Source organism: Sphingomonas sp. Leaf21 (assembly GCF_916858675.1).
Classification (GTDB): domain Bacteria; phylum Pseudomonadota; class Alphaproteobacteria; order Sphingomonadales; family Sphingomonadaceae; genus Sphingomonas.
Map to the genome: position 1 here is coordinate 234,960 of NZ_CAKASM010000002.1, position 21,786 is coordinate 256,745.

Below are 21,786 nucleotides of genomic sequence, written 5' to 3' on the forward strand. Positions count from 1 at the left end.
GCCTATTCCGCCGGGCGGTTCGGCTTGTCGCCGACGCGCCGGATGGCCGCCGTCCGGCCATTGATATCGATGGCCGTGCCCTCGCTGCGCGGATCGGCGGCACCGACCCAGCGACCCGCGACCCGCTCGATCGCATTGGCCTTCAACCCCAGCGGCGCGACCACGACCGTCTCGCCCAGCGCGCGCAGGCCGGGAGCCAGCGCCTCCAGCGAGGTGCCCTGTTCGACCGTCGCGACCTTGTACGGCGCGAAGAGCAATCCTTGCGCGATCGCGTCCTGCGCGCTCATCTTCCAGTCGATCACGCCGATGATCGCCTTGGCGACCTGCGCGATGATGGTCGATCCGCCCGCCGCGCCGATCGCCAGCCGGACCCGACCGTCGGGGCCATAGACGATGGTCGGCGCCATCGAGCTGCGCGGGCGCTTGCCGCCCTCGACCCGGTTGGCGACGAGATCGCCGTCCTTGACCGGCACGATGTCGAAGTCGGTCAGTTCGTTGTTGAGCATCGTCCCGTCGACCGACAGGCCCGAGCCGAACGACCCCTCGACCGTCGTCGTGACCTCTGCGACGTTGCCCGCGCTGTCCACGGCGACGAGATCGGTGGTGCCGGGCACCTCGCTGACCGGCGCGCGGACGCGTGGCGGCGCGCCCGGAGGTGTGCCGGGCGCGACCGAGGGCATGGTGCGATCGGGCGAGATCAGCGCCGAGCGGCTGGCGATATAAGCGGGGTCGAACAGCCCCTTGAGCGGTACGCGGACATAATCGGGGTCGCCCAGATACATGTCGCGATCGGCGTAGGCGAGGCGCGACGCCTCGGCGAAGAGATGCCATGCCTGCGCCGAATCCTTGCCCAGCCCGGCCATGTCGAAGCGTTCGACGAGCTTCAGGATCGACAACATGGTCGAGCCGCCACCGGAGGACGGCGCCATGCTGCACACCTTGTAACCGCGATAGCTGGCGCACAGCGGCGCGCGGGGCTTGGCGGCATAGGAAGCGAGGTCGCCGGTCGTCATCTTCGACGGATTGCGCGCGGCGGTGTCGACGGTGGTCACCAGCTTCTGTGCCTGCGCACCGAGATAGAAATGATCGGGGCCCAGCCTGGCGATCCGCTCCAGCAGCGCCGCCTGCTCCGGGTTGCGGATCGTGCTGCCCAGCGGCAGCACCTGTCCGTCGGGGCCGGTCAGCCGCGCACGCGTCGCGGCATCGACATGGCCGCCATAGCGGGTCAGCGCGGTCTGGAGGCGCGGGGTCAGCGCGAAGCCGTCGCGCGCCAGCCGGATCGCGGGCTGGAACAGCCGCGCCCAGGGCAGCGTGCCGCCCTTCGCATGGGCCAGTGCCATACCGCGCAACGCGCCGGGCACGCCGACGCTGCGGCCGCCGGGCACCGCCGCGGAATGGCTCAGCGGACGGCCGTCGGGGCCATAGAACCAGTCGGGCGTCGCCGCCATCGGTGCGGTTTCACGCGCGTCGATGCTGTCGGTCCGGCCTGTCCCCGCGTCGTGGCGCACCCAATAGCTGCCGCCGCCGATGCCGGAGCTTTGCGGCTCCACCACGTTCAGCGCCAGCATCGTCGCGATGGCGGCGTCGGTCGCACTTCCCCCGGCGCGCAGGATCTCCACGCCTGCCGCGGCGGCACGCGGATCGGCGGCGCTGACCATGCCGGTGGCGGGTGTTTTGGCGGGGTTTTCGGCGCGGCTTCCGGCGGGGGTCCTGGCGGCAGGCTGGCGCGCCTCGACAGGCGCGGCGAGCGGCAGCGTGATCGCTGCGACGGACAGGAGCCAGTGCTTCATGCCGCCGACCCTAGCGGCAGGCAGGCCCCCGCGCCAACCCGGAACGTCAGGCGCCCACCGCCTCCGCCACGCTCGCGAACCCGTCGCGCGCGAGCAGCGAGTCGAGATCGGCCAGGATGCGCGCGGCGAGGCCGGGCCCTTCATAGACCAGCGCGGAATAGAGCTGGACCAGGCTCGCGCCGCTGCGGATGCGGGCATAGGCCTCCGCGCCCGAATCGATTCCGCCCGCCGCGATCAGCGTCATCGCACCGCCGGTCGCCTTGCGGAAATCGGCGAGCCTTGCGGCGGCGAGCGGCGCCAGCGGGCGGCCCGACAGTCCGCCCGTCTCGGCGGCGTTCGAACTCTTCACGCCGGGACGGGTGACGGTGGTGTTGCCGATGATGATCGCGTCCATCCGGTTGTCGATCGCGGCGCGTGCGATCTCGTCGATCTGTGCGGGCTCGAGATCGGGTGCGACCTTCAGGAACAGCGGCACCGACCCCGCCGCCTCGCGCGATGTGGTCAGCAGTTCGGCGAGGGCGGGGCCATGCTGCAGATCGCGCAAGCCGGGCGTATTGGGGCTGGAGATGTTGATCGTGACATAGTCGGCGGTCGGCGCGGCGCGGGTCACGCCGTGGCGATAGTCCGCGATGCGATCGTCCGCATCCTTGTTCGCGCCGACATTGATGCCCAGCACGCCCTTGCGCTTCGCCGCCCCGGCCCGCGCCAGCCCCGCGTCCAGCCCGGCATTGTTGAAGCCGTAGCGGTTGACCACGCCCTTGTCCTCGACCAGCCGGAAGAGCCGGGGTTTGGGATTGCCGGGCTGGGGCCTGGGGGTCAGCGTGCCGATCTCGACCATGCCGAAGCCCAGGCCGAAAAAGCCGTCGATCGCCTCGCCATTCTTGTCGACCCCCGCTGCCAGCCCCAGCGGATTGGCGAAATCGATCCCCGCCACGCGCGTCGCCAGCCTGGCAAAGCGCGCCGGATCGGCCCCCAGCGGCGCCCCCAGCGCTCCCCAGCGCGACAGCATCGCCACCGTCAGGCCATGGGCACGTTCGGCATCGAGGGCGAAGAGGAGCGGGTGATACAGGGCCATGGCGGCGGCGGTAGCGGATTGACGGGGCAGGGGGAAGGTGCGTGACCTGGCGATACTGCGCCCTTCTCGCTCCCGCGCCTGCGGGACGGTGCCCCTTCTTACGCCCCTCCCGCAGGCGGGAGGGTGTCCCTTCTTGCTCCCCTCCCGCAGGCGGGAGGGGTTGGGGGAGGGCAGGGTGTCTCACCGAGACCATCGCCCGTGGCCTTCCCTCCCCCATCCCTCCCGCTTGCGGGAGGGGCGTGCCCGGACCGAAGGGCGTGCGCCTACGCAGGAAGGAACGCTATGACATAACATGGGTTTGTGGAGGCCTATAGGGAGAGCCCCCGATGAAGACCCCCGTCCGTTACACCCCCCAGGTCGAAGACGTGAAGCCCGAGGAAGGCGACACCGTCACCCAGATGAAGCAGTCGTTCGAGCACATCCTCGACACCACGTCCAAGGACTATGGTCACGGCGTTCGCGCGGTCCATGCCAAGGCGCATGGCATCGTCCGGGGCAGGCTGAGGGTTCATGACGGCCTGCCGCCCGAACTGGCGCAGGGGCTGTTCGGGCGTCCCGGCGAATATGACGCGGTGGCGCGCATCTCGACCAATCCGGGCGATATCCTCGACGATGCGATCGGATTGCCGCGCGGGCTGGCGCTCAAGGTGATCGGGGTCGAGGGCGAACGGCTGCCGGGCGCGGAGGGCGATGCGACTCAGGACTTCGTCATGGCCAACGCGCCGGTCTTCACGGCGCCGACGGCGGAGGCCTTCGCCAAGAACCTGAAGCTGCTCGCCTCGACCACCGACAAGGCGGAGGGCGGCAAGAAGCTGTTGTCGGGCATATTGCGCGGGATCGAGGCGACGCTGGAGACGGTCGGGATCGAAAGCGCGACGCTCAAGACGCTGGGTGGCGCCAAGCAGGTCCATCCGCTGGGCGAGACCTATTACAGCCAGACGCCGTTCCGCTATGGCGACCACATCGCCAAGTTCGCCCTGTTCCCGGTCAGCCCCGCGCTCACCCAGCTGACCGGCGACACCGTCGATACGCATGACCGCCCCGACGCGCTGCGCGAGGTCGTGCGCGAGGTGATGATCGAGCAGGGCGGCGAGTGGGAACTGCGCGTCCAGCTCAACCGCGATCTGGACGAGATGCCGATCGAGGACGCGACCGCCGAGTGGAGCGAGGAGGACAGCCCCTATGTCACCGTCGCGACCTTCACCGCCGCGCCGCAGATCAGCTGGCAGGATGGCGAGACCAATGCGATCGATGACGCGCTGTCCTATAATGTCTGGCATGGCCTCGCCGCGCACCGGCCGCTGGGCAATATCAACCGGGCGCGCAACGCCACCTATCGCTTCTCGGCGGCGTATCGCGGCCGCGTGAATGGCTGCCCCATGCACGAGCCGCGTGCGATGGCCGAGTTGCCGTGACGGTGACGCAAGCGCTAGGACGTGCCGCATGATCCGTCTGTTTCATGTCAGCGACGTGCATTTCGGTGCCGAAGATCCCGCCGCGCTCGCCTGGTTCGCCGAGCGGGTGGCGGCGGAAAGGCCGCACGCGGTCATCATGACCGGCGACCTGACCATGCGCGCCACCAAGCGCGAGTTCCAGGCGGGCGGAGCGTGGCTGCAATCGCTGGGCGTGCCCGTGACGGTCGAGGTCGGGAATCACGACATTCCCTATTATTGGGATCCGTTCCGTCGGCTCTTCGCGCCCTATCAGCGCTATGCGGCGGTCGAGCGGATGATCGAGAAGCCGCTCGACCTGCCTGGCGTGACGGTGGTGCCGCTCAAGACGACGGCGCGGGCGCAGTGGCGGTGGAACTGGTCGAAGGGGCGGGTCAGCTCGGGCTCATTGCGGCGCGCGCTCGCGCTCATCGCCGACGCGCCCAGGGATCACCTGATCCTCGTCGCGGCGCATCATCCGCTGATCGAGGGGCCGACCAGGGGCACCGCCAAGACCCGCAACGGCGACGCGGCGCTCAGCCAATTGGCGGAGGCGGGCGCACATGCGGTGTTGAGCGGTCATGTCCATGACCCGTTCGACGTGCCGATCGATCGCGACGGCCGGATCATCCGCATGATCGGCGCGGGCACCCTGTCCAAGCGCACCCGCAAGACCCCGCCCGCGTTCAACGAGATCCGGGTCGACGGGCTGGCCTTTGAGACGCTGGTCCGCAGCTTCGGCGAGACGGCGCCGCATGTCATTACCGAGGATATGCGGACAGGGTGATGGGTCGGGCGGGGCGTGGCCTCACCCGAACCCGGCTCAGCCCTTCATCACATGCGGTCGCGCGGCGACCTGATCGAACATGCGCCCCGGCTGGTCGAGCCAGATGGGCGACAGCTTGGCCGAATCGACCCGCTCCAGCCCGACGGCATAGGCGCAGCGCGAGACGCCCCAGTCGGTGTGCGCGGCGGCGGCGAGGATGGGGACGAACATCGGGCGGCCCGCCGCGTCGATGACATGGATGGCCTCGCGCGGGAGCGCGGTGACGCCGCGCACGGTGCGGCTCTCACCCGCCGCCAGCGCGAAGGGCGGGACGATCGGGCGGCCTTGCGGCTGGCGCGCCAGTTCGATCAGTTGCGCGTCGAGCCCGGCATGGGCGCTCAGCAGTCGCAGGTCGACCGCGACACGCCCGATCGGCGTCGCGCCGGTGTTGCGCACCGTCACCTCGGCCTCGATCGTCGCGGTCAGCATGTTCAGTCCGACGCGCAGGGGGCGGGCCTCGACGGTCAGGAAACTGGGTTCCGGCGGCAGCGGCGGACTGGCGGGCTGGGATGGGATAGGCGGCGCCGCGGGCTGGGGCACGCGCGGCGGGGCGGGGCGGTCGCCATCCAGACCGGCGGGCGGCGAGGCCGGTGCGACGACCGGCGCGGGCAGCGCCTGCGGGCGACGGCTGCGTCGGCCGAGGAACAGGCCGATGGCCAGCGCGGCAACGCCCGTGCCGATCAGCAGCGGCCAGAAGGGCAGGTCGCGCTCGGCGTCGATCGCCTCGGGCGCGGTGGTGCCCGGCGCGACGATCGCGGGCGTCGTCGTCTGCGCATTGGTGATCGTCATGCCGTCGACCACCGGATCGGCGCGATTGGCGATCGGCGTCTCCGGATCGGGCAGGCGGGTCGCGGGCGGCTCGGGCGATGGCGCGGGTGTCGGGGCGACGATCGCGCTCGCCGCCGGGGTGGCGCGGGGAGTCGGTGTCGGGGTCGGCGAAGGACGCGGGGTGGGGCGCGGCGTCGGTGTCGCGCGCGGGGTCGGCGTCGCCTCCGGCGTGGTCTGGCTCGGCAGGATCAGGCGCGGCGTAGCGGGGGTCGGCACCGGCGTCTGCGTGGCGGAGGGCCGCGGGCTCAGGCTGAATCCGTCCAGGCCGCTGGTGGAAGGACGGCTGGCGGCGTCGCCGTCCTGCGGGGCGCTCTGGGCCAAAGCGGGCGCGGTCGCCATGGGAGCGATCACCGGCGCCAGCGTCAGGGCAAGAAGGCGCGCGATGCGTCGCGGCCCGGACGATGTCATGAACTGCATTCCTCGTGGCAACTACTAACTTCACCGGCCGTTCGGGCCAGCGGCCCGACTGCCAAGCCGTGCCCGGTGGGACCGGCGGATGCAACCCCTTGTGTACCGCGATATGCGGCCAATATATGGCAGAGCGGGCTGGCCGGGAACTTTCCCCGCCTGCGCGCGTGCGCGGGGCGCGTCCCCGTTTGACACCGGGGGTGGCTGTGCCTATATCCGCCCCATCCACCACAATCTTCGGGAAATGATGCGCCTTCGCGCAGCGTGTCGGTCGAATGGAAGATTGCTGGTTCAACGGACGCCGGATGCCGCCGCAGAGACTTGCGCGCGGCCTTTCGGCGTCTGTCGTTGCGTCTCGTCCGGAGGCATCCGGGCAGTGATTTACGGCTGACGAGGCAGACAGACCCATGGCAACCAAGGCGATCGACAGCGGCTCCGCCCCCCGCAAGGGCGATGGCGGCACCGCCAAGCGGCGTATCCGCAAGGTGTTCGGCGACATCCACGAAGTGGTGCAGATGCCGAACCTGATCGAGGTTCAGCGCGAAAGTTACGAGCAGTTCCTGCGCTCGGACAAGTCCACGGGCCATGTCTCGGGGCTGGAAAAGACGCTGCGCAGCGTCTTCCCGATCCAGGATTTCGCCGGCACCGCCTATCTCGACTTCGACGATTACGTCCTCGAGGATCCGAAGTTCGACGTGGAAGAGTGTCGCCAGCGGGGCATCACCTATGCCGCGCCGATGCGCGTCACGCTGCGCCTGACCGCGTTCGAGGTCGATCCCGATACCGAAGCCAAGTCGGTCATCGATATCAAGGAGCAGGACGTCTACATGGGCGACATGCCCCTGATGACGGAGAACGGCACCTTCTTCATCAACGGCACCGAGCGGGTCATCGTCAGCCAGATGCATCGTTCGCCGGGCGTGCTGTTCGACCATGACCGCGGCAAGACCCACGCCTCGGGCAAGTACCTCTTCGCCGCGCGCGTGATCCCGTATCGCGGCTCGTGGCTGGACTTCGAGTTCGACGCCAAGGACATCGTCAACGTCCGTATCGACCGCAAGCGCAAGCTGCCGGTGACGGCGCTGCTCTATGCGCTGGGCATGAACTCCGAAGAGATCCTCAACTATTTCTACAACCGCCTGACCTTCGTTCGCGGCGACGGCGGCTGGAAGATCCCGTTCCAGGCCGAGAACTGGCGCGGTGCCAAGCCGATGTTCGACATCGTCGACGCCAGCTCGGGCGAGGTCGTGTTCCCGGCCGGTCAGAAGATCAGCCCGCGTGCCGCCAACAAGGCAGCCAAGGACGGCCTGTCGCAGCTGCTGATCCCGACCGAGGAAATCTTCGGCCGCTATTCGGCCTATGACCTCATCAACGAGCAGACCGGCGAAATCTATGTCGAGGCCGGTGACGAGATCAGCGCCGAGAATCTCGAAGCGCTGGACAAGGCGGGCGTCGACACGATCGAGCTGCTCGACATCGACCATGTCGCGACCGGTCCGTGGATCCGCAACACGCTGAAGGCCGACAAGGCCGAAGAGCGCGAGCAGGCGCTGTCGGATATCTACCGCGTGATGCGCCCCGGCGAGCCGCCGACGCTGGAAACGGCGGAAGCGCTGTTCGCCGGTCTGTTCTTCGATCCCGACCGCTACGACCTGTCGGCCGTGGGTCGCGTCAAGCTGAACATGCGCCTCGACCTCGACTGCCCGGACACGGTGACGACGCTGCGCACCGAGGATATCCTGGCGGTCGTCAAGACGCTGGTCGACCTGAAGGACGGCAAGGGCGAGATCGACGATATCGACAATCTCGGCAATCGCCGCGTGCGTTCGGTGGGCGAGCTGCTGGAGAACCAGTATCGCGTCGGCCTGCTGCGCATGGAGCGTGCGGTCAAGGAGCGCATGTCGTCGGTCGACGTGTCGACGGTGATGCCGAACGACCTGATCAACGCCAAGCCCGCGGTCGCCGCGGTGCGTGAGTTCTTCGGTTCGTCGCAGCTGTCGCAGTTCATGGACCAGACCAACCCGCTCTCCGAAGTGACGCACAAGCGTCGCGTCTCGGCGCTCGGGCCGGGCGGTCTGACGCGTGAGCGCGCGGGCTTCGAAGTCCGCGACGTTCACCCGACGCACTATGGCCGCATCTGCCCGATCGAAACGCCGGAAGGCCCGAACATCGGTCTGATCAACTCGCTGTCGACCTTCGCCCGCGTCAACAAGTATGGCTTCATCGAGACGCCGTACCGCAAGGTGATCGACGGCAAGGTCACCGACGAGGTCGTGTACCTGTCGGCGATGGAAGAGCAGAAGCACACCGTCGCACAGGCGTCTGCCGCGACGGATGCCGACAACCGCTTCACCGAGGATCTGGTCTCGGCGCGTCAGGCGGGCGAATTCCTGATGGCGCTGCCCGATCAGATCACCCTGATGGACGTCAGCCCCAAGCAGCTCGTCTCGGTCGCCGCTTCGCTCATTCCGTTCCTGGAAAACGACGACGCCAACCGCGCGCTCATGGGCTCGAACATGCAGCGTCAGGCCGTGCCGCTGGTGAAGGCGGAAGCGCCTTTCGTCGGCACCGGCATGGAAGAGACGGTGGCCCGCGATTCGGGTGCGGCGATCGCGGCGAAGCGCGCCGGTATCGTCGACCAGGTCGATGCGGCGCGTATCGTCGTCCGTGCGACCGGAGAGGTCGATGCGGGCAAGTCGGGCGTCGACATCTACACGCTGATGAAGTTCCAGCGTTCGAACCAGTCGACCTGCATCAACCAGCGTCCGCTGGTGAAGGTGGGCGATGTGGTCAACGCCGGTGACGTGATCGCCGACGGCCCCTCGACCGAGTTCGGCGAGCTGGCGCTGGGCCGCAACGCGCTCGTCGCGTTCATGCCCTGGAACGGCTACAACTACGAGGACTCGATCCTCATCTCCGAGCGGATCGTGAAGGACGACGTGTTCACGTCGATCCATATCGACGAGTTCGAGGTGATGGCGCGCGACACCAAGCTCGGGCCGGAAGACATCACCCGCGACATTCCGAACGTGGGTGAAGAGGCGCTGCGCAACCTCGACGAGGCGGGCATCGTCTATGTCGGGGCCGAGGTGGAGCCGGGCGACATCCTGGTCGGCAAGATCACGCCGAAGGGCGAATCGCCGATGACGCCGGAGGAAAAGCTCCTCCGCGCAATCTTCGGTGAAAAGGCCAGCGACGTGCGCGACACCTCGCTCCGCCTGCCGCCGGGCGTTGCCGGTACGATCGTCGACGTGCGCGTCTTCAACCGTCATGGCATCGACAAGGACGAGCGCGCGATGGCGATCGAGCGCGAGGAGATCGAGCGTCTGAAGAAGGACGCCGACGACGAGCGCACGATCCTCAACCGGGCGACCTGGAGCCGCCTGCGCGAGATGCTGCTCGACCAGACCGCCACCGCAGCGCCCAAGGGCGTGAAGAAGGGCATCGTCATCGATGCCGAGGTGCTGGAATCGGTCGATCGCCACGAATGGTGGAAGTTCGCCGTCGCCGACGATGCGCGCCAGAGCGATCTGGAAGCGGTCAAGGCGCAGTATGACGAAGCCGCCAAGCGGATCACGGACAAGTTCCATGACCGCCGCGACAAGCTGGAGCGTGGCGACGAGCTGCCGCCGGGCGTGCTGAAGATGGTCAAGGTCTTCGTCGCGGTGAAGCGCAAGCTGCAGCCGGGCGACAAGATGGCCGGCCGTCACGGCAACAAGGGCGTCATCAGCCGCATCCTGCCGCAGGAGGACATGCCCTTCCTCGCGGACGGTACGCCGGTCGATCTCGTGCTGAACCCGCTGGGCGTGCCGTCGCGCATGAACGTCGGTCAGATCTTCGAGACGCATCTGGGCTGGGCGGCGCGCAACCTGGGTATGCAGGTCGCGGCGCAGCTCGAGGATTGGCGCGAAGCCAACCCCGACGCCAAGCCGGGCGCGGTGCCGGAAGCGGTGAAGTCGCGGCTCGTGGAAATCTACGGCGATCACTATGCCGCGGACATCCAGAACCGGGACGACGAGGAAGTGGCCGAGCTGGTCCAGAACATCCGCACCGGCGTGCCGATGGGGACCCCGGTGTTCGACGGCGCGCGCGAGAGCGACGTGTCGGAGATGCTGGAGCTGGCGGGTCTGCACACCTCGGGCCAGTCGGATCTGTTCGACGGGCGCACCGGCGATCAGTTCGACCGCAAGGTGACCGTGGGCATCATCTACATGCTGAAGCTCCACCACCTGGTCGACGACAAGATCCACGCGCGCTCGATCGGGCCGTACAGCCTCGTCACCCAGCAGCCGCTGGGCGGTAAGGCGCAGTTCGGTGGCCAGCGCTTCGGTGAGATGGAAGTGTGGGCGCTGCAGGCTTATGGCGCGGCGTACACGCTCCAGGAAATGCTGACGGTGAAGTCGGACGACGTGGTCGGCCGCACCAAGGTCTACGAAGCGATCGTCAAGGGCGACGACACCTTCGAGGCGGGCATCCCGGAGAGCTTCAACGTGCTGGTCAAGGAAATGCGCTCGCTGGGTCTCAACGTCGATCTCAAGACGATGGAAGACACCCAGGACGACGGTCTGGCCGAGGCGGCGGAGTAAGACAGGTGACGCCGGTGGGGCCACCCGCCCCACCGGCGCCTTGTCTGCCTCGCCCGATGAATTTTCCCTCCCTGTGAGGAAAGCAAGATGAACGAACTGACCAACTTCGCCAATCCGGTGGCCAAGCCGGAAACCTTCGACCAGATTCAGATCGGCATCGCGTCGCCCGACAAGATCCGTTCCTGGTCGTTCGGCGAGATCAAGAAGCCCGAGACGATCAACTACCGCACGTTCAAGCCCGAGCGTGACGGCCTGTTCTGCGCGCGCATCTTCGGTCCGATCAAGGATTACGAATGCTTGTGCGGCAAGTACAAGCGCATGAAGTACAAGGGCATCGTCTGCGAGAAGTGCGGTGTCGAGGTCACGGTGTCGAAGGTCCGCCGCGAGCGGATGGGCCATATCGAACTGGCCGCCCCGGTCGCGCACATCTGGTTCCTGAAGTCGCTGCCGTCGCGCATCGGCCTGCTGCTCGACATGCAGCTCAAGCAGCTCGAGCGCGTGCTGTACTTCGAAGCCTATATCGTCATCGAGCCGGGCCTGACCCCGCTGGAGAAGTATCAGCTTCTCACCGAGGACGAGCTGCTCGACGCGCAGGATGAATATGGCGAGGACGCCTTCTCGGCCGGAATCGGCGCCGAGGCGGTTCGCATCATGCTTGAAAGCCTCGACCTCGAGGGCGAGCGCGTGCAGCTTCTGGAAGAGCTGGCGACGACCAAGTCGGAGCTGAAGCCCAAGAAGATCATCAAGCGCCTGAAGGTCGTCGAGAGCTTCATCGAATCGGGCAACCGTCCCGAATGGATGATCCTGGAAGTGATCCCGGTCATTCCACCCGAGCTGCGCCCGCTGGTGCCGCTGGACGGCGGTCGTTTCGCGACCTCGGACCTGAACGACCTGTATCGCCGCGTCATCAACCGCAACAACCGCCTCAAGCGCCTGATGGAGCTGCGTGCGCCGGACATCATCGTCCGCAACGAAAAGCGCATGTTGCAGGAGGCGGTCGACGCGCTGTTCGACAATGGCCGTCGCGGCCGCACGATCACGGGTGCCAACAAGCGTCCGCTCAAGTCGCTGTCCGACATGCTCAAGGGCAAGCAGGGCCGCTTCCGTCAGAACCTGCTCGGCAAGCGCGTCGACTATTCGGGTCGTTCGGTCATCGTGACCGGCCCGGAACTCAAGCTGCACCAGTGCGGCCTGCCCAAGAAGATGGCGCTCGAACTGTTCAAGCCGTTCATCTACGCCCGTCTGGACGCCAAGGGTCTGTCGATGACCTTGAAGCAGGCGAAGAAGTGGGTCGAGAAGGAGCGAAAGGAAGTCTGGGACATCCTGGACGAGGTGATCCGCGAGCACCCGGTCATGCTGAACCGCGCGCCGACGCTTCACCGTCTGGGCATCCAGGCGTTCGAGCCGGTGCTGATCGAGGGCAAGGCGATCCAGCTTCACCCGCTGGTCTGCTCGGCGTTCAACGCCGACTTCGACGGCGACCAGATGGCCGTGCACGTCCCGCTGTCGCTCGAAGCGCAGCTGGAAGCGCGCGTCCTGATGATGTCGACCAACAACATCCTGTCGCCCGCGAACGGCAAGCCGATCATCGTGCCGTCGCAGGACATGGTGCTGGGCCTGTACTACCTGTCGCTCCAGAAGGAGAAGGAGCCGGGCGAAGGCATGATGCTGGCGGACATGGAGGAGGTCCATCAGGCCCTCTTCGCCGGTGCCGTCACGCTGCACACCAAGATCATCAGCCGCGTTCCGCAGACCGATGAGCAGGGTAACCAGTATCTCAAGCGCTTCGAGACGACGCCGGGCCGCATGTTGCTGGGCGAGACGCTGCCGAAGAGCCACAAGGTGCCCTTCGACATCGTCAACCGCGTCCTGACCAAGAAGGACGTCGGCGAGGTGATCGACGAGGTGTATCGTCACACCGGCCAGAAGGAGACGGTGCTGTTCGCCGATGCGATCATGGCGCTGGGCTTCCGTCACGCCTTCCGCGCCGGCATCTCGTTCGGCAAGGACGACATGATCATCGCGCCGGACAAGGACCGTCTGGTCGACGAGACGCGCGAGCAGGTGAAGGACTTCGAGCAGCAGTATCAGGACGGCCTGATCACGCAGCAGGAGAAGTACAACAAGGTGATCGACGCCTGGAGCCGTTGCGGCGACCAGGTCGCGAACTCGATGATGAACGAGATCAAGGCGGTCCGTCATTACGAGGACGGCCCGATGGAAGGCCGTGAGAAGCCGATCAACTCGATCTACATGATGGCCCACTCCGGCGCCCGTGGCAGCCCCGCGCAGATCAAGCAGCTGGCGGGTATGCGCGGCCTGATGGCCAAGCCGTCGGGCGAGATCATCGAGACGCCGATCATCTCGAACTTCAAGGAAGGTCTGACCGTCCTTGAGTACTTCAACTCGACCCACGGCGCGCGTAAGGGCCTGGCCGACACGGCATTGAAGACGGCGAACTCGGGTTACCTGACCCGCCGTCTGGTGGACGTGTCGCAGGACTGCGTCATCATCGAAGAGGATTGCGGCACGACCCGCGCCCTCGAGATGAAGGCGATCGTGCAGGGCGGTTCGACCATCGCCTCGCTCGGCGAGCGTATCCTGGGCCGCACCACGGCCGAGGACATCGTCAACGCCAAGACCGGCGAAGTCATCATCGCATCGGGCGTCCTGCTCGACGAGCCGATGGTGGCCCGCATCGAGGCGGCGAACACCCAGTCGGTCAAGATCCGCAGCCCGCTGGTCTGCGAATCGAAGATCGGTGTCTGCGGCAAGTGCTATGGCCGTGACCTCGCCCGCGGTACGCCGGTGAACATCGGCGAAGCGGTCGGCGTCATCGCGGCGCAGTCGATCGGTGAGCCGGGCACGCAGCTGACCATGCGTACCTTCCACATTGGTGGCGCGGCGCAGCTGAACGAGCAGTCGAACCTGGAAGCGGCGGTGGACGGCACCGTCCAGTTCCGCGACCTGCGTCTGATCGTCGACCAGCGTGGCCGTCGCGTGGTGCTGAGCCGTTCGGGTGAGATCGCGATCGTCGACATGGACGGTCGTGAGCTGTCGGTCGACCGTATTCCTTACGGTGCCTATGTCCTGTTCGACGATGGTCACATCGTGTCGAAGGGCGACCGCATGGCCGAGTGGGATCCGTTCACCATGCCGGTGATTACGGAAAACCCCGGTACGGTGAAGTTCCAGGACCTGATCGAGGGCAAGACCCTGACCGAGCAGGTCGACGAAGCCACCGGTATCGCCCAGCGCGTCGTCACCGAATATCGCGCCTCGACCAAGTCGAAGGAGGATCTGCGTCCGCGCATGACCCTGCTCGACGACAATTCGGGCGAGGCCGGTCGCTACATGCTGGCACCGGGTGCGACGCTCTCGGTCGAGGACGGGGCGCAGGTCCAGGGCGGTGACGTTCTGGCGCGTGTCGCCCGCGAGTCGGCCAAGACCCGCGACATCACCGGCGGTCTGCCGCGCGTCGCCGAACTGTTCGAAGCGCGCGTTCCCAAGGACTCGGCGATCATCGCCAAGGTTTCGGGCCGTGTCGTGTTCGGCAAGGATTACAAGGCGAAGCGCAAGATCGGCATCCAGCCCGAGGATGGCGGCGAGGTCGTCGAGTATCTGGTCCCGAAGTCGAAGGTGATCGACGTTCAGGAAGGCGACTACGTCAAGCGTGGCGACAACCTGATCGGCGGCTCGCCCGATCCGCACGACATTCTGGAAACGATGGGCGTGGAGCCGCTGGCCGAATATCTGGTCAGCGAAATCCAGGAAGTCTATCGACTCCAGGGCGTGAAGATCAACGACAAGCACATCGAGACGATCGTTCGTCAGATGCTGCAGAAGGTCGAGATCACCGACGGCGGCGACACCACGCTGCTGAAGGGCGAGCAGGTCGATCGCGAGGAAATGGACGCGATCAACGAGAAGCTCGGTGCCAACGAGGCGCGTGCGCAGGGCAAGCCCGTCCTGCTCGGCATCACCAAGGCGAGCTTGCAGACCCGCAGCTTCATCTCGGCGGCGTCGTTCCAGGAGACCACCCGCGTCCTCACCGAGGCGGCGGTCCAGGGCAAGCAGGACACGCTGATGGGCCTGAAGGAGAATGTCATCGTCGGCCGCCTGATCCCGGCGGGCACCGGCGCGGGCATGAACCGCCTGCGCGTGGCGGCGTCCAGCCGTGACGCGGCGCTCCGCGCGCAGCAGCGCAAGCTGGCCGAGGCGATCATCGCACCGGTCAGCGCCGCCGAAGAGCGCGCCGCCGAGCAGGCTCGTTCGGCGCGTGACGCTGGCGGCACGGGCAACGATCCGCTGGCCGAAGTCGCACCGTCCGGTCATGGCACGGATGCCGATGCCGGTGAGTATCTGAACGACTGATCCGTCTGACGGATTGGTGTTGAAAGGCCGTCGTCCGGGCAACCGGGCGGCGGCTTTTTACGAAGATCGACAAGCTATGTGAATCGATGCCGCGGGTCCCGTCTTGCGACACCGATGATGCGATAAAAACGACGGTTTTGCGCCGAATGGAGGGTGCGCGAAGCCGTTGCGCGGGAACTCAAACGCCCTCCCAACCATATACGAACATTGGAGAAGATCCCGGACGCGTGCGGGTTGTTGGCACGCCGATGGGACCCCGGAGACCTGAAATGACGTCCCCCGAGATTGACGAAGACTATTTCTACCAACGTGCTGAAACGGAACTCGAATTAGCCCAGAAGGCCACCCACCCGGCAGCGGTTCGAGCGCATTACATCATCGCCAACCACTATCTCGACCGGGTCTATAGCCAGTCCGAGAAACCCGACGTGATCGAGGCGGCGGAATAAGACGGGGGCCTTCGGGCCCCTTGTTTTTGGGGCGACCCGGCGATTGCTCTTCATCCGACGTCGAGCAGCATTCGGTCCGCCCTCGCCCCTTACGAGGGAGGGGGAGGGCATCGCAACCAGCCAGATGGTCGGGGCCCTTCTTTGAAGGCAAAAATTGTCATCGATGACAAGCGTCTGAAATAGCCTGACAAGCCGCATCGCGTCAGCGCATCTGCAAGACCGGGCTGCTCGACAGTCCCCGCCATTGTCCCTTAACGCGCCGGGATGGCGACGCTCAATCCCGGCCTGGCGACTGTCCGATCCCTGCCTGTCAGATGGGCGCGGACAGGCATCGATATCCTTCCGCTGGTCCTGACCTATGCCGTGGCGATGATGGTCTTCTTTCGCGTGCCGATCGCCAGCGGGTTCGATCTCGGCTTCGGCGAGCGTGGCGACGCGCTGATCGAGATGACCATCCTCGAACATTGGCGCAATGTCTGGGCGGGGGTGTCACCGTGGGACGGCGCATTCTACTTCCACCCTTATGGCGGGACGCTCGGCTATAATGACGGCTATGTCCTCTATGGTCTGTCCTATTCCTTCTGGCGGTTGTTGGCCGATCCCTTCCACGCCGACACGCTCAATATCCTGACCTTCAAGACGATCGGTTTCTTCGGCGCCTATGCGCTGGTGACGCGGACGCTTGGATGGGGGCGGATGGCGGGGCTGTTCGTCGCGCTGGCCTGGACGATCGCAAGCAATATCGCGTTGCAGGCGGTCCATGCCCAGTTGCAGAGCGTCGCGCTCCAGCCCGTGGCGATGATGCTGTCGATCGCCTGCGTCCGGGCCGAGGCGGCGGGGCGGCGGATGCGCGCCAGGCTTCTGGCGGTGGCGCTGGCGGCCTTGATGGCGGCCTGGCTGCTGACCGCCTATTACATGGCCTGGTTCACCATTTTCTCCGCCTGCCTGTTCCTTTTGTTTTGGGGCGTGTTGAGCGGCGATGCCGCCCCGGCCGCCGTAGCGCGGCTGGTCCGGCGTCATGCCGGGACGCTCGCCATCGGTGGCGGGGCCTTCGGCGTCCTCATCATCCCCTTCCTGTCCGTCTATCTGCCCAAAATGCGCGAAACGGGCGGCGAGGGCTATTATGAGATGCTCGGCTATCTCGTGACGCCAATGGTCGACATGGTGAATGTCGGGCCCGACAATTGGCTATGGGGGTGGATGTTCCGCCCTCTCCTGGCGCTGGTCCATGCCGTCCTGCCCGACGATCCGGCCCTGGCGGGGCGGGTGTTGCGCGGCGAGCATGAGGCGGGGTTTCCGCTGCTTCTCTGCGTCTTGCTGATCGTGGCGGCGTGGCGGATCGTCGTCCGGCGCGAGCTGGGCGATGGTGAGGCGCCGGTCATATGGCGCGCATTCACGCTGGCGATGATCGTCGCCTGGGCGCTGACCCTGCAATTCTGGGTCACCTCCCCGTGGAGCCTCGTCTTCTACCTTGTCCCGGGAGCGAAGGGGATGCGGGTCGTTTCGCGCTATCAGCTATGGCTGGCGCTGCCCTTCCTGTTGATCGTCGTGGCGAACTGGCGGACGCGCATGGCGACGCTACTCCGGTCCGGACCCGGGTGGGCGGTCGCGATCATCGCGCTGCTGCTGGCCGAGAATCTGAGCGCCGAGACCGCCGCGCAGCTTAGCCGACGGGTTCAACGGATCGCGCTCGACGGGATTCCGGCGCCGCCCGAGGAGTGCCGGATATTCTACGCCGTTGCGACGCGGGTTGGTGAGCGTGTCTACATCAATGCCGAACTCAACGCGCTGTATCCGCACAATGTCGATGCGATGTTTCTCGCGGAGCGGTGGCGCGTGCCGACGGTGAACGGCTTCTCGACCTTCAACCCGCCCGACTGGGCATTCGGTGATCCGTTGGCCGCCGATTATGATGCGCGGGCGATGGCCTATGCCCGACGCCATGCCCTGACCGGCCTGTGTCGGCTGGACATGCGTGACGGCGAGCCCTGGCGACGGGTGCGATAGCGGCGAGGGGACGCCGCCCAACAGAAAAGGGCGACCCCCGTGAAGGGGCCGCCCTTATCCTTGGCTCGCCAAGCGAACGGGTGCGGGGTTGCCCCCGCAGTCCGATTACTTGAGCTCGACGGTCGCGCCGGCTTCTTCGAGCTGCTTCTTGATCTTCTCGGCCTCGTCCTTGTTGATGCCTTCCTTGACGGGCTTCGGAGCGCCTTCGACCAGCGCCTTGGCTTCGGTCAGGCCCAGGCCGGTGATCGCGCGGACTTCCTTGATGACGTTGATCTTCTTGCCACCGTCGCCGGTGAGGATCACGTCGAACTCGGTCTTCTCTTCAGCGGCCGGAGCGGCAGCGCCGCCAGCGGCAGGCGCAGCGGCAACAGCCGCGGCGGCCGAGACGCCCCACTTCTCTTCGAGCATCTTCGAGAGCTCAGCGGCCTCGAGGACGGTCAGCTCGCTCAGCTGGTCAACCAGCGCGTTCAGGTCTGCCATGTTCTTATCTCCAATACGGGCCGGATGAAGTGGCCCGAGTGTGTCAGTTCAATCGTGTACGCCCGAAGATCAGGCGGCTTCCTTGTCCTTGTCGGCATAAGCCGCGAGGACGCGGGCGATCTGCGCCGCGGGAGCCTGGGTGATGGTTGCCAGCTTCGTGGCGGGTGCCACGATGAGGCCGACAATCTTCGCCCGGAGCTCGTCCAGCGAGGGCAGAGTCGCCAGCGCCTGAACGCCTGCGACATCAAGGACGTTCGCACCCATCGATCCGCCGACGATCTCGAACTTGTCGGTCGTCTTGGCGAATTCCACGGCCACCTTGGCGGCGGCCACGGGATCGATCGAGCTGGCAATGCCGACGGGACCCGTCAGCATGTCAGCGACACCGGCATAGTCGGTGCCCTGGGCTGCGATCTTGGCAAGCCGGTTCTTCGAGACCTTGTAGGTCGCGCCGGCTTCCCGCATCTTCGTGCGCAGGGCCGTCGACTGGGCGACGGTCATGCCGTGGTTGCGGGTGATGACCACCACGCCAACCTCGTTGAAGTTGCGGTTCAGTTCGGCAACGGCCTGGCTCTTTTGATCGCGATCCATGCCATTCTCCATGGTTGGAACGACCGCGAACGGTCATCCCGGTTGCTTGACCGGGGGGTGTGACCACCCCTCGGGGTGTCCAGCGATGGGGAATGGGCAACCGACGCGTGAGAAACGCGGGGCAGACCGGGCGGGGCCAGCGAGTGGCACGACCGGCAAAATCCTTTTCCCCGTCTCGGCAGGAGATTAAGCCAGGGCATATTCCCCGGCACCTGCTGTCTTGGACGGAATCCGATGGGACGAGCCCTTCGGATGCGGGGGTGCGCCTACCCGGATCGCGTCAGCGAGTCAAGTGACGGCCCAAAATGACACCAATGTCATCTAAGCGTCACGCTTAAGTCACTGGCATGACGCGGAAATGAAGCGAGCATGACTTGTTGGTTCGGCAGACGGCGGTTGGAGAGACCGCGCTGTCCCCGCGCGGTGCCGGGGGATTTTCCATGTCGGATATCAACAACCTGGTCGCCTATGACGATGGCGACATCGATACCAACCGTTCCGCCAACACGCATATGAGCGAGCTCATCGCCACCCGCCTGTCGCGGCGCCAGACGCTGCGTCACGGCGTGTCGGCGATGACGACCGCGCTGTTCGGCGGCGTGTTGCTGGCCGGGTGTGACGACGAGAATCCGCAGGCCGTCACCGCCACGGCGGCGGGCAGCACGGCAAGCGTCGCGGCGGGCCGTGCCGTCACGCTGACCGGCACCGTGGGCAGCGGCCAGGTGGCCAACGTCAACTGGAGCCAGACGGCGGGCCCGTCGGTCACGCTGACCAATGCCAACCAGCTCGTCGCCTCGTTCCGCGCGCCCGCCGTCGCCACCGCGACGCAGCTCGCCTTCAACCTCGAGATCACCAGTCGCGACGGGCTGGTCACCAATAACAGCGTGACCGTCGCCGTCACGCCGATCACGCTCGACTTCACCGCCGTGCCGCACAGCCTGGCGGACGTGGTGACGGTGCCCTCGGGCTATAGCGTCACCGTGCTCTACCGGCTGGGCGATCCCATCGCCTCGGGCGTCGCGGCCTATGCGAACAACGGCACCGACGGCAATTTCGCGCAGCGTGCGGGCGACCATCATGACGGCATGAGCTATTTCGGGCTGTCCGCGTCGGGCAGCAATCCGGACGCGAACAACAGCACGCGGGGCCTGCTGGTCCTGAACCACGAGAATATCAGCGAGCAGTATCTGCATGTGAACGGCATGTCGCCGGTTCCCCGTCCCGAGAGCGAGGCGATCAAGGAGATCGAATGCCACGGCGTCTCGGTGATCGAGGTCACCCGCACGAACGGCAATTGGAGCTATGTCCAGGGCTCGTCGCTCAATCGCCGCATCACACCCAACACGCCGATGGCGTTCAGCGGCCCGGTGAAGGGCAATGCCTGGCTGAAGACCGCCTATTCGACCGATGGGAGCGGCGGGCGCGGCACGATCAACAACTGCGCCAACGGCACGATGGCGTGGCACACCTACCTCACCAACGAAGAGAATTGGGCGGGCTATTTCCGTCGTCTCAGCGGAGATGCGGCGGTGCGGGCCACCACCAATCCCAGGCAGAATGTCTCGCTCGCCCGCTATGGCATCAGCGAGCCGCGTACCGGCAACTACAACTGGGCGACCGTGACCCCGTCCGATTCGTCCAGCACGGTCTTCCGCCGCTGGAACGCGACCGCCGATGCGGCGCTCGCCGCCGATGGCACCGCCGATTTCCGCAACGAGCCGTTCCAGTTCGGCTGGGTGGTCGAGATCGATCCGTTCAACCCGGGTTCGACCCCGCGCAAGCGTACCGCGCTGGGCCGCATGAACCATGAAGGCTGCCAGAGCGGCCGGATGATCGCGGGCGTCCGCCCGGCCTTCTACATGGGCGACGACGCGCAGAACGAATATGTATATAAATTCGTCTCGGCGACGCCGTGGAGCGCCTCGGACGCCAATGCGACCGATCGCCTCGCGGTGGGCGACAAATATCTCGACACTGGCACGCTCTATGTCGCCAGGTTCAACGCGGACGGGACCGGCACGTGGATGCCGCTGGTGTTCGGGCAGAACGGGCTGAACGCCTCCAACAGCGTCTATCCCTTTGCCGATCAGGCCGATGTGCTGATCAACACCCGCCTCGCCGCCGACGTGCTGGGCGCGACCAAGATGGACCGGCCCGAATGGACCGCCGTCAACCCGGCGACCGGCGAGATGTATTGCACGCTGACCAACAACGCCTCGCGCCGTCCGGTCGCCTCGGGCAGCAACACCGGCGTCGATGCGGCCAATCCGCGCGCCTATGTCGATCCGCCCTCCACCTCGGTCGGCAATCGCAACGGGCACATCATCCGTCTGCGCGAGACGAACGATACGACCGAGGCGACCGGCTTCACCTGGGACGTCTATGCGTTCGGCGCGGGTGCGGACCTGGATCCGGCCAATATCAATCTGTCGGGGCTCGACGCGACCAACGACTTCTCCTCGCCCGACGGCCTGTGGTTCAGCCTGCCGAGCAACGTCGCGGGCCAGCAGACGCCGGTCATGTGGATCCAGACCGACGATGGCGCCTTCACCGACGTCACCAACTGCATGATGCTGGCCGCGATCCCCGGCCGGGTCGGCGACGGCGGCACGCGATCGGTCACCAGCAGTGCCGGCGGTTCGACCGCGACGGTCACCACCCGGATCGGCAAGGCGCCCGGCGTGACGCTGAAGCGCTTCCTGGTCGGGCCGAAGCAGTGCGAGATCACGGGCATCCATTCGACACCGGACGGCACCTCGGTCTTCGTCAACATCCAGCATCCGGGCGAAGGCGCGACCAGCCCGAGCGCCCCGACCAGCAACTGGCCCGACAGCCAGGCGGGCAGCGCGGCGGCGACCATCCGTCCGCGCTCGGCCACGATCGTCATCACCAAGAATGACGGCGGCGTGGTCGCGATCTGATCGGCTGACCGCAGGCAGGGC

12 protein-coding genes are annotated in these 21,786 nt (G+C 66.5%); 7 read left to right on the forward strand and 5 right to left on the reverse strand.

All coding sequences use genetic code 11. From position 1 onward, the window contains the following. Window positions 1–2 precede the first annotated feature (2 nt). Both ggt and LRP66_RS03675 read right to left on the reverse strand, forming a co-directional pair. Window positions 3–1,790 (reverse strand): gamma-glutamyltransferase, encoded by a 1,788-nt coding sequence (ggt, locus tag LRP66_RS03670; protein WP_443026653.1) that lies wholly within the window; start codon window positions 1,788–1,790, stop codon window positions 3–5. Window positions 1,791–1,836: 46 nt separating this feature from the next. Next, window positions 1,837–2,865 (reverse strand): quinone-dependent dihydroorotate dehydrogenase, encoded by a 1,029-nt coding sequence (locus LRP66_RS03675; RefSeq protein ID WP_230481148.1) that lies wholly within the window; start codon window positions 2,863–2,865, stop codon window positions 1,837–1,839. A 326-nt stretch (window positions 2,866–3,191) separates the two neighbouring features. Here LRP66_RS03675 and LRP66_RS03680 point away from each other — a divergent pair, with 326 nt between their 5' ends. Continuing rightward, window positions 3,192–4,280: a catalase family protein gene (locus LRP66_RS03680; RefSeq protein ID WP_230481149.1), complete on the forward strand. Its 1,089-nt coding sequence runs from the start codon at window positions 3,192–3,194 to the stop codon at window positions 4,278–4,280. Window positions 4,281–4,308: 28 nt separating this feature from the next. Continuing rightward, a complete protein-coding gene (locus LRP66_RS03685) occupies window positions 4,309–5,082 on the forward strand; it encodes a metallophosphoesterase family protein (RefSeq protein ID WP_230481150.1) in 774 nt (257 codons plus the stop codon). 36 nt (window positions 5,083–5,118) lie between these two features. On the opposite strand, the gene LRP66_RS03690 is transcribed toward LRP66_RS03685, so the two are convergent. After that, window positions 5,119–6,357, reverse strand: coding sequence for a hypothetical protein (locus LRP66_RS03690; protein ID WP_230481151.1), 1,239 nt, complete (start codon window positions 6,355–6,357; stop codon window positions 5,119–5,121). A 407-nt stretch (window positions 6,358–6,764) separates the two neighbouring features. Here LRP66_RS03690 and rpoB point away from each other — a divergent pair, with 407 nt between their 5' ends. The 4 genes from rpoB (at window position 6,765) to LRP66_RS03710 (ending at window position 17,773) form a co-directional block, all read left to right on the forward strand. After that, window positions 6,765–10,943, forward strand: coding sequence for a DNA-directed RNA polymerase subunit beta (gene rpoB, locus LRP66_RS03695; protein WP_230481152.1), 4,179 nt, complete (start codon window positions 6,765–6,767; stop codon window positions 10,941–10,943). Between the two features lie 87 nt (window positions 10,944–11,030). Continuing rightward, the gene (gene rpoC, locus LRP66_RS03700) at window positions 11,031–15,317 is read left to right on the forward strand and encodes a DNA-directed RNA polymerase subunit beta' (protein ID WP_230481153.1); all 4,287 of its coding nucleotides are present in this window, start codon (window positions 11,031–11,033) and stop codon (window positions 15,315–15,317) included. Window positions 15,318–15,586: 269 nt separating this feature from the next. Further along, window positions 15,587–15,766 (forward strand): hypothetical protein, encoded by a 180-nt coding sequence (locus LRP66_RS03705; protein WP_230481154.1) that lies wholly within the window; start codon window positions 15,587–15,589, stop codon window positions 15,764–15,766. Window positions 15,767–16,030: 264 nt separating this feature from the next. Beyond that, window positions 16,031–17,773, forward strand: coding sequence for a hypothetical protein (locus LRP66_RS03710; protein WP_230481155.1), 1,743 nt, complete (start codon window positions 16,031–16,033; stop codon window positions 17,771–17,773). Window positions 17,774–17,878: 105 nt separating this feature from the next. On the opposite strand, the gene rplL is transcribed toward LRP66_RS03710, so the two are convergent. Beyond that, window positions 17,879–18,253, reverse strand: coding sequence for a 50S ribosomal protein L7/L12 (gene rplL, locus LRP66_RS03715; protein ID WP_230481156.1), 375 nt, complete (start codon window positions 18,251–18,253; stop codon window positions 17,879–17,881). 69 nt (window positions 18,254–18,322) lie between these two features. Continuing rightward, entirely contained in the window at window positions 18,323–18,844 is a 522-nt protein-coding gene (rplJ, locus tag LRP66_RS03720) for a 50S ribosomal protein L10 (protein WP_230481157.1), read from the reverse strand. Window positions 18,845–19,284: 440 nt separating this feature from the next. Between rplJ and LRP66_RS03725 the strand changes: the two genes are divergently transcribed. After that, window positions 19,285–21,765: a PhoX family protein gene (locus LRP66_RS03725; RefSeq protein WP_230481158.1), complete on the forward strand. Its 2,481-nt coding sequence runs from the start codon at window positions 19,285–19,287 to the stop codon at window positions 21,763–21,765. The last annotated feature ends 21 nt before the right edge of the window (window positions 21,766–21,786 follow it).

Excerpts from the sequence above, each read along its gene's own strand:
- ggt (WP_443026653.1), bottom strand. The coding sequence starts at position 1,790 with ATGAAGCACTGGCTCCTGTCCGTCGCAGCGATCACGCTGCCGCTCGCC.
- LRP66_RS03675 (WP_230481148.1), bottom strand. The coding sequence starts at position 2,865 with ATGGCCCTGTATCACCCGCTCCTCTTCGCCCTCGATGCCGAACGTGCC.
- LRP66_RS03680 (WP_230481149.1), top strand. The coding sequence starts at position 3,192 with ATGAAGACCCCCGTCCGTTACACCCCCCAGGTCGAAGACGTGAAGCCC.
- LRP66_RS03685 (WP_230481150.1), top strand. The coding sequence starts at position 4,309 with ATGATCCGTCTGTTTCATGTCAGCGACGTGCATTTCGGTGCCGAAGAT.
- LRP66_RS03690 (WP_230481151.1), bottom strand. The coding sequence starts at position 6,357 with ATGACATCGTCCGGGCCGCGACGCATCGCGCGCCTTCTTGCCCTGACG.
- rpoB (WP_230481152.1), top strand. The coding sequence starts at position 6,765 with ATGGCAACCAAGGCGATCGACAGCGGCTCCGCCCCCCGCAAGGGCGAT.
- rpoC (WP_230481153.1), top strand. The coding sequence starts at position 11,031 with ATGAACGAACTGACCAACTTCGCCAATCCGGTGGCCAAGCCGGAAACC.
- LRP66_RS03705 (WP_230481154.1), top strand. The coding sequence starts at position 15,587 with ATGACGTCCCCCGAGATTGACGAAGACTATTTCTACCAACGTGCTGAA.
- LRP66_RS03710 (WP_230481155.1), top strand. The coding sequence starts at position 16,031 with ATGGCGACGCTCAATCCCGGCCTGGCGACTGTCCGATCCCTGCCTGTC.
- rplL (WP_230481156.1), bottom strand. The coding sequence starts at position 18,253 with ATGGCAGACCTGAACGCGCTGGTTGACCAGCTGAGCGAGCTGACCGTC.
- rplJ (WP_230481157.1), bottom strand. The coding sequence starts at position 18,844 with ATGGATCGCGATCAAAAGAGCCAGGCCGTTGCCGAACTGAACCGCAAC.
- LRP66_RS03725 (WP_230481158.1), top strand. The coding sequence starts at position 19,285 with ATGTCGGATATCAACAACCTGGTCGCCTATGACGATGGCGACATCGAT.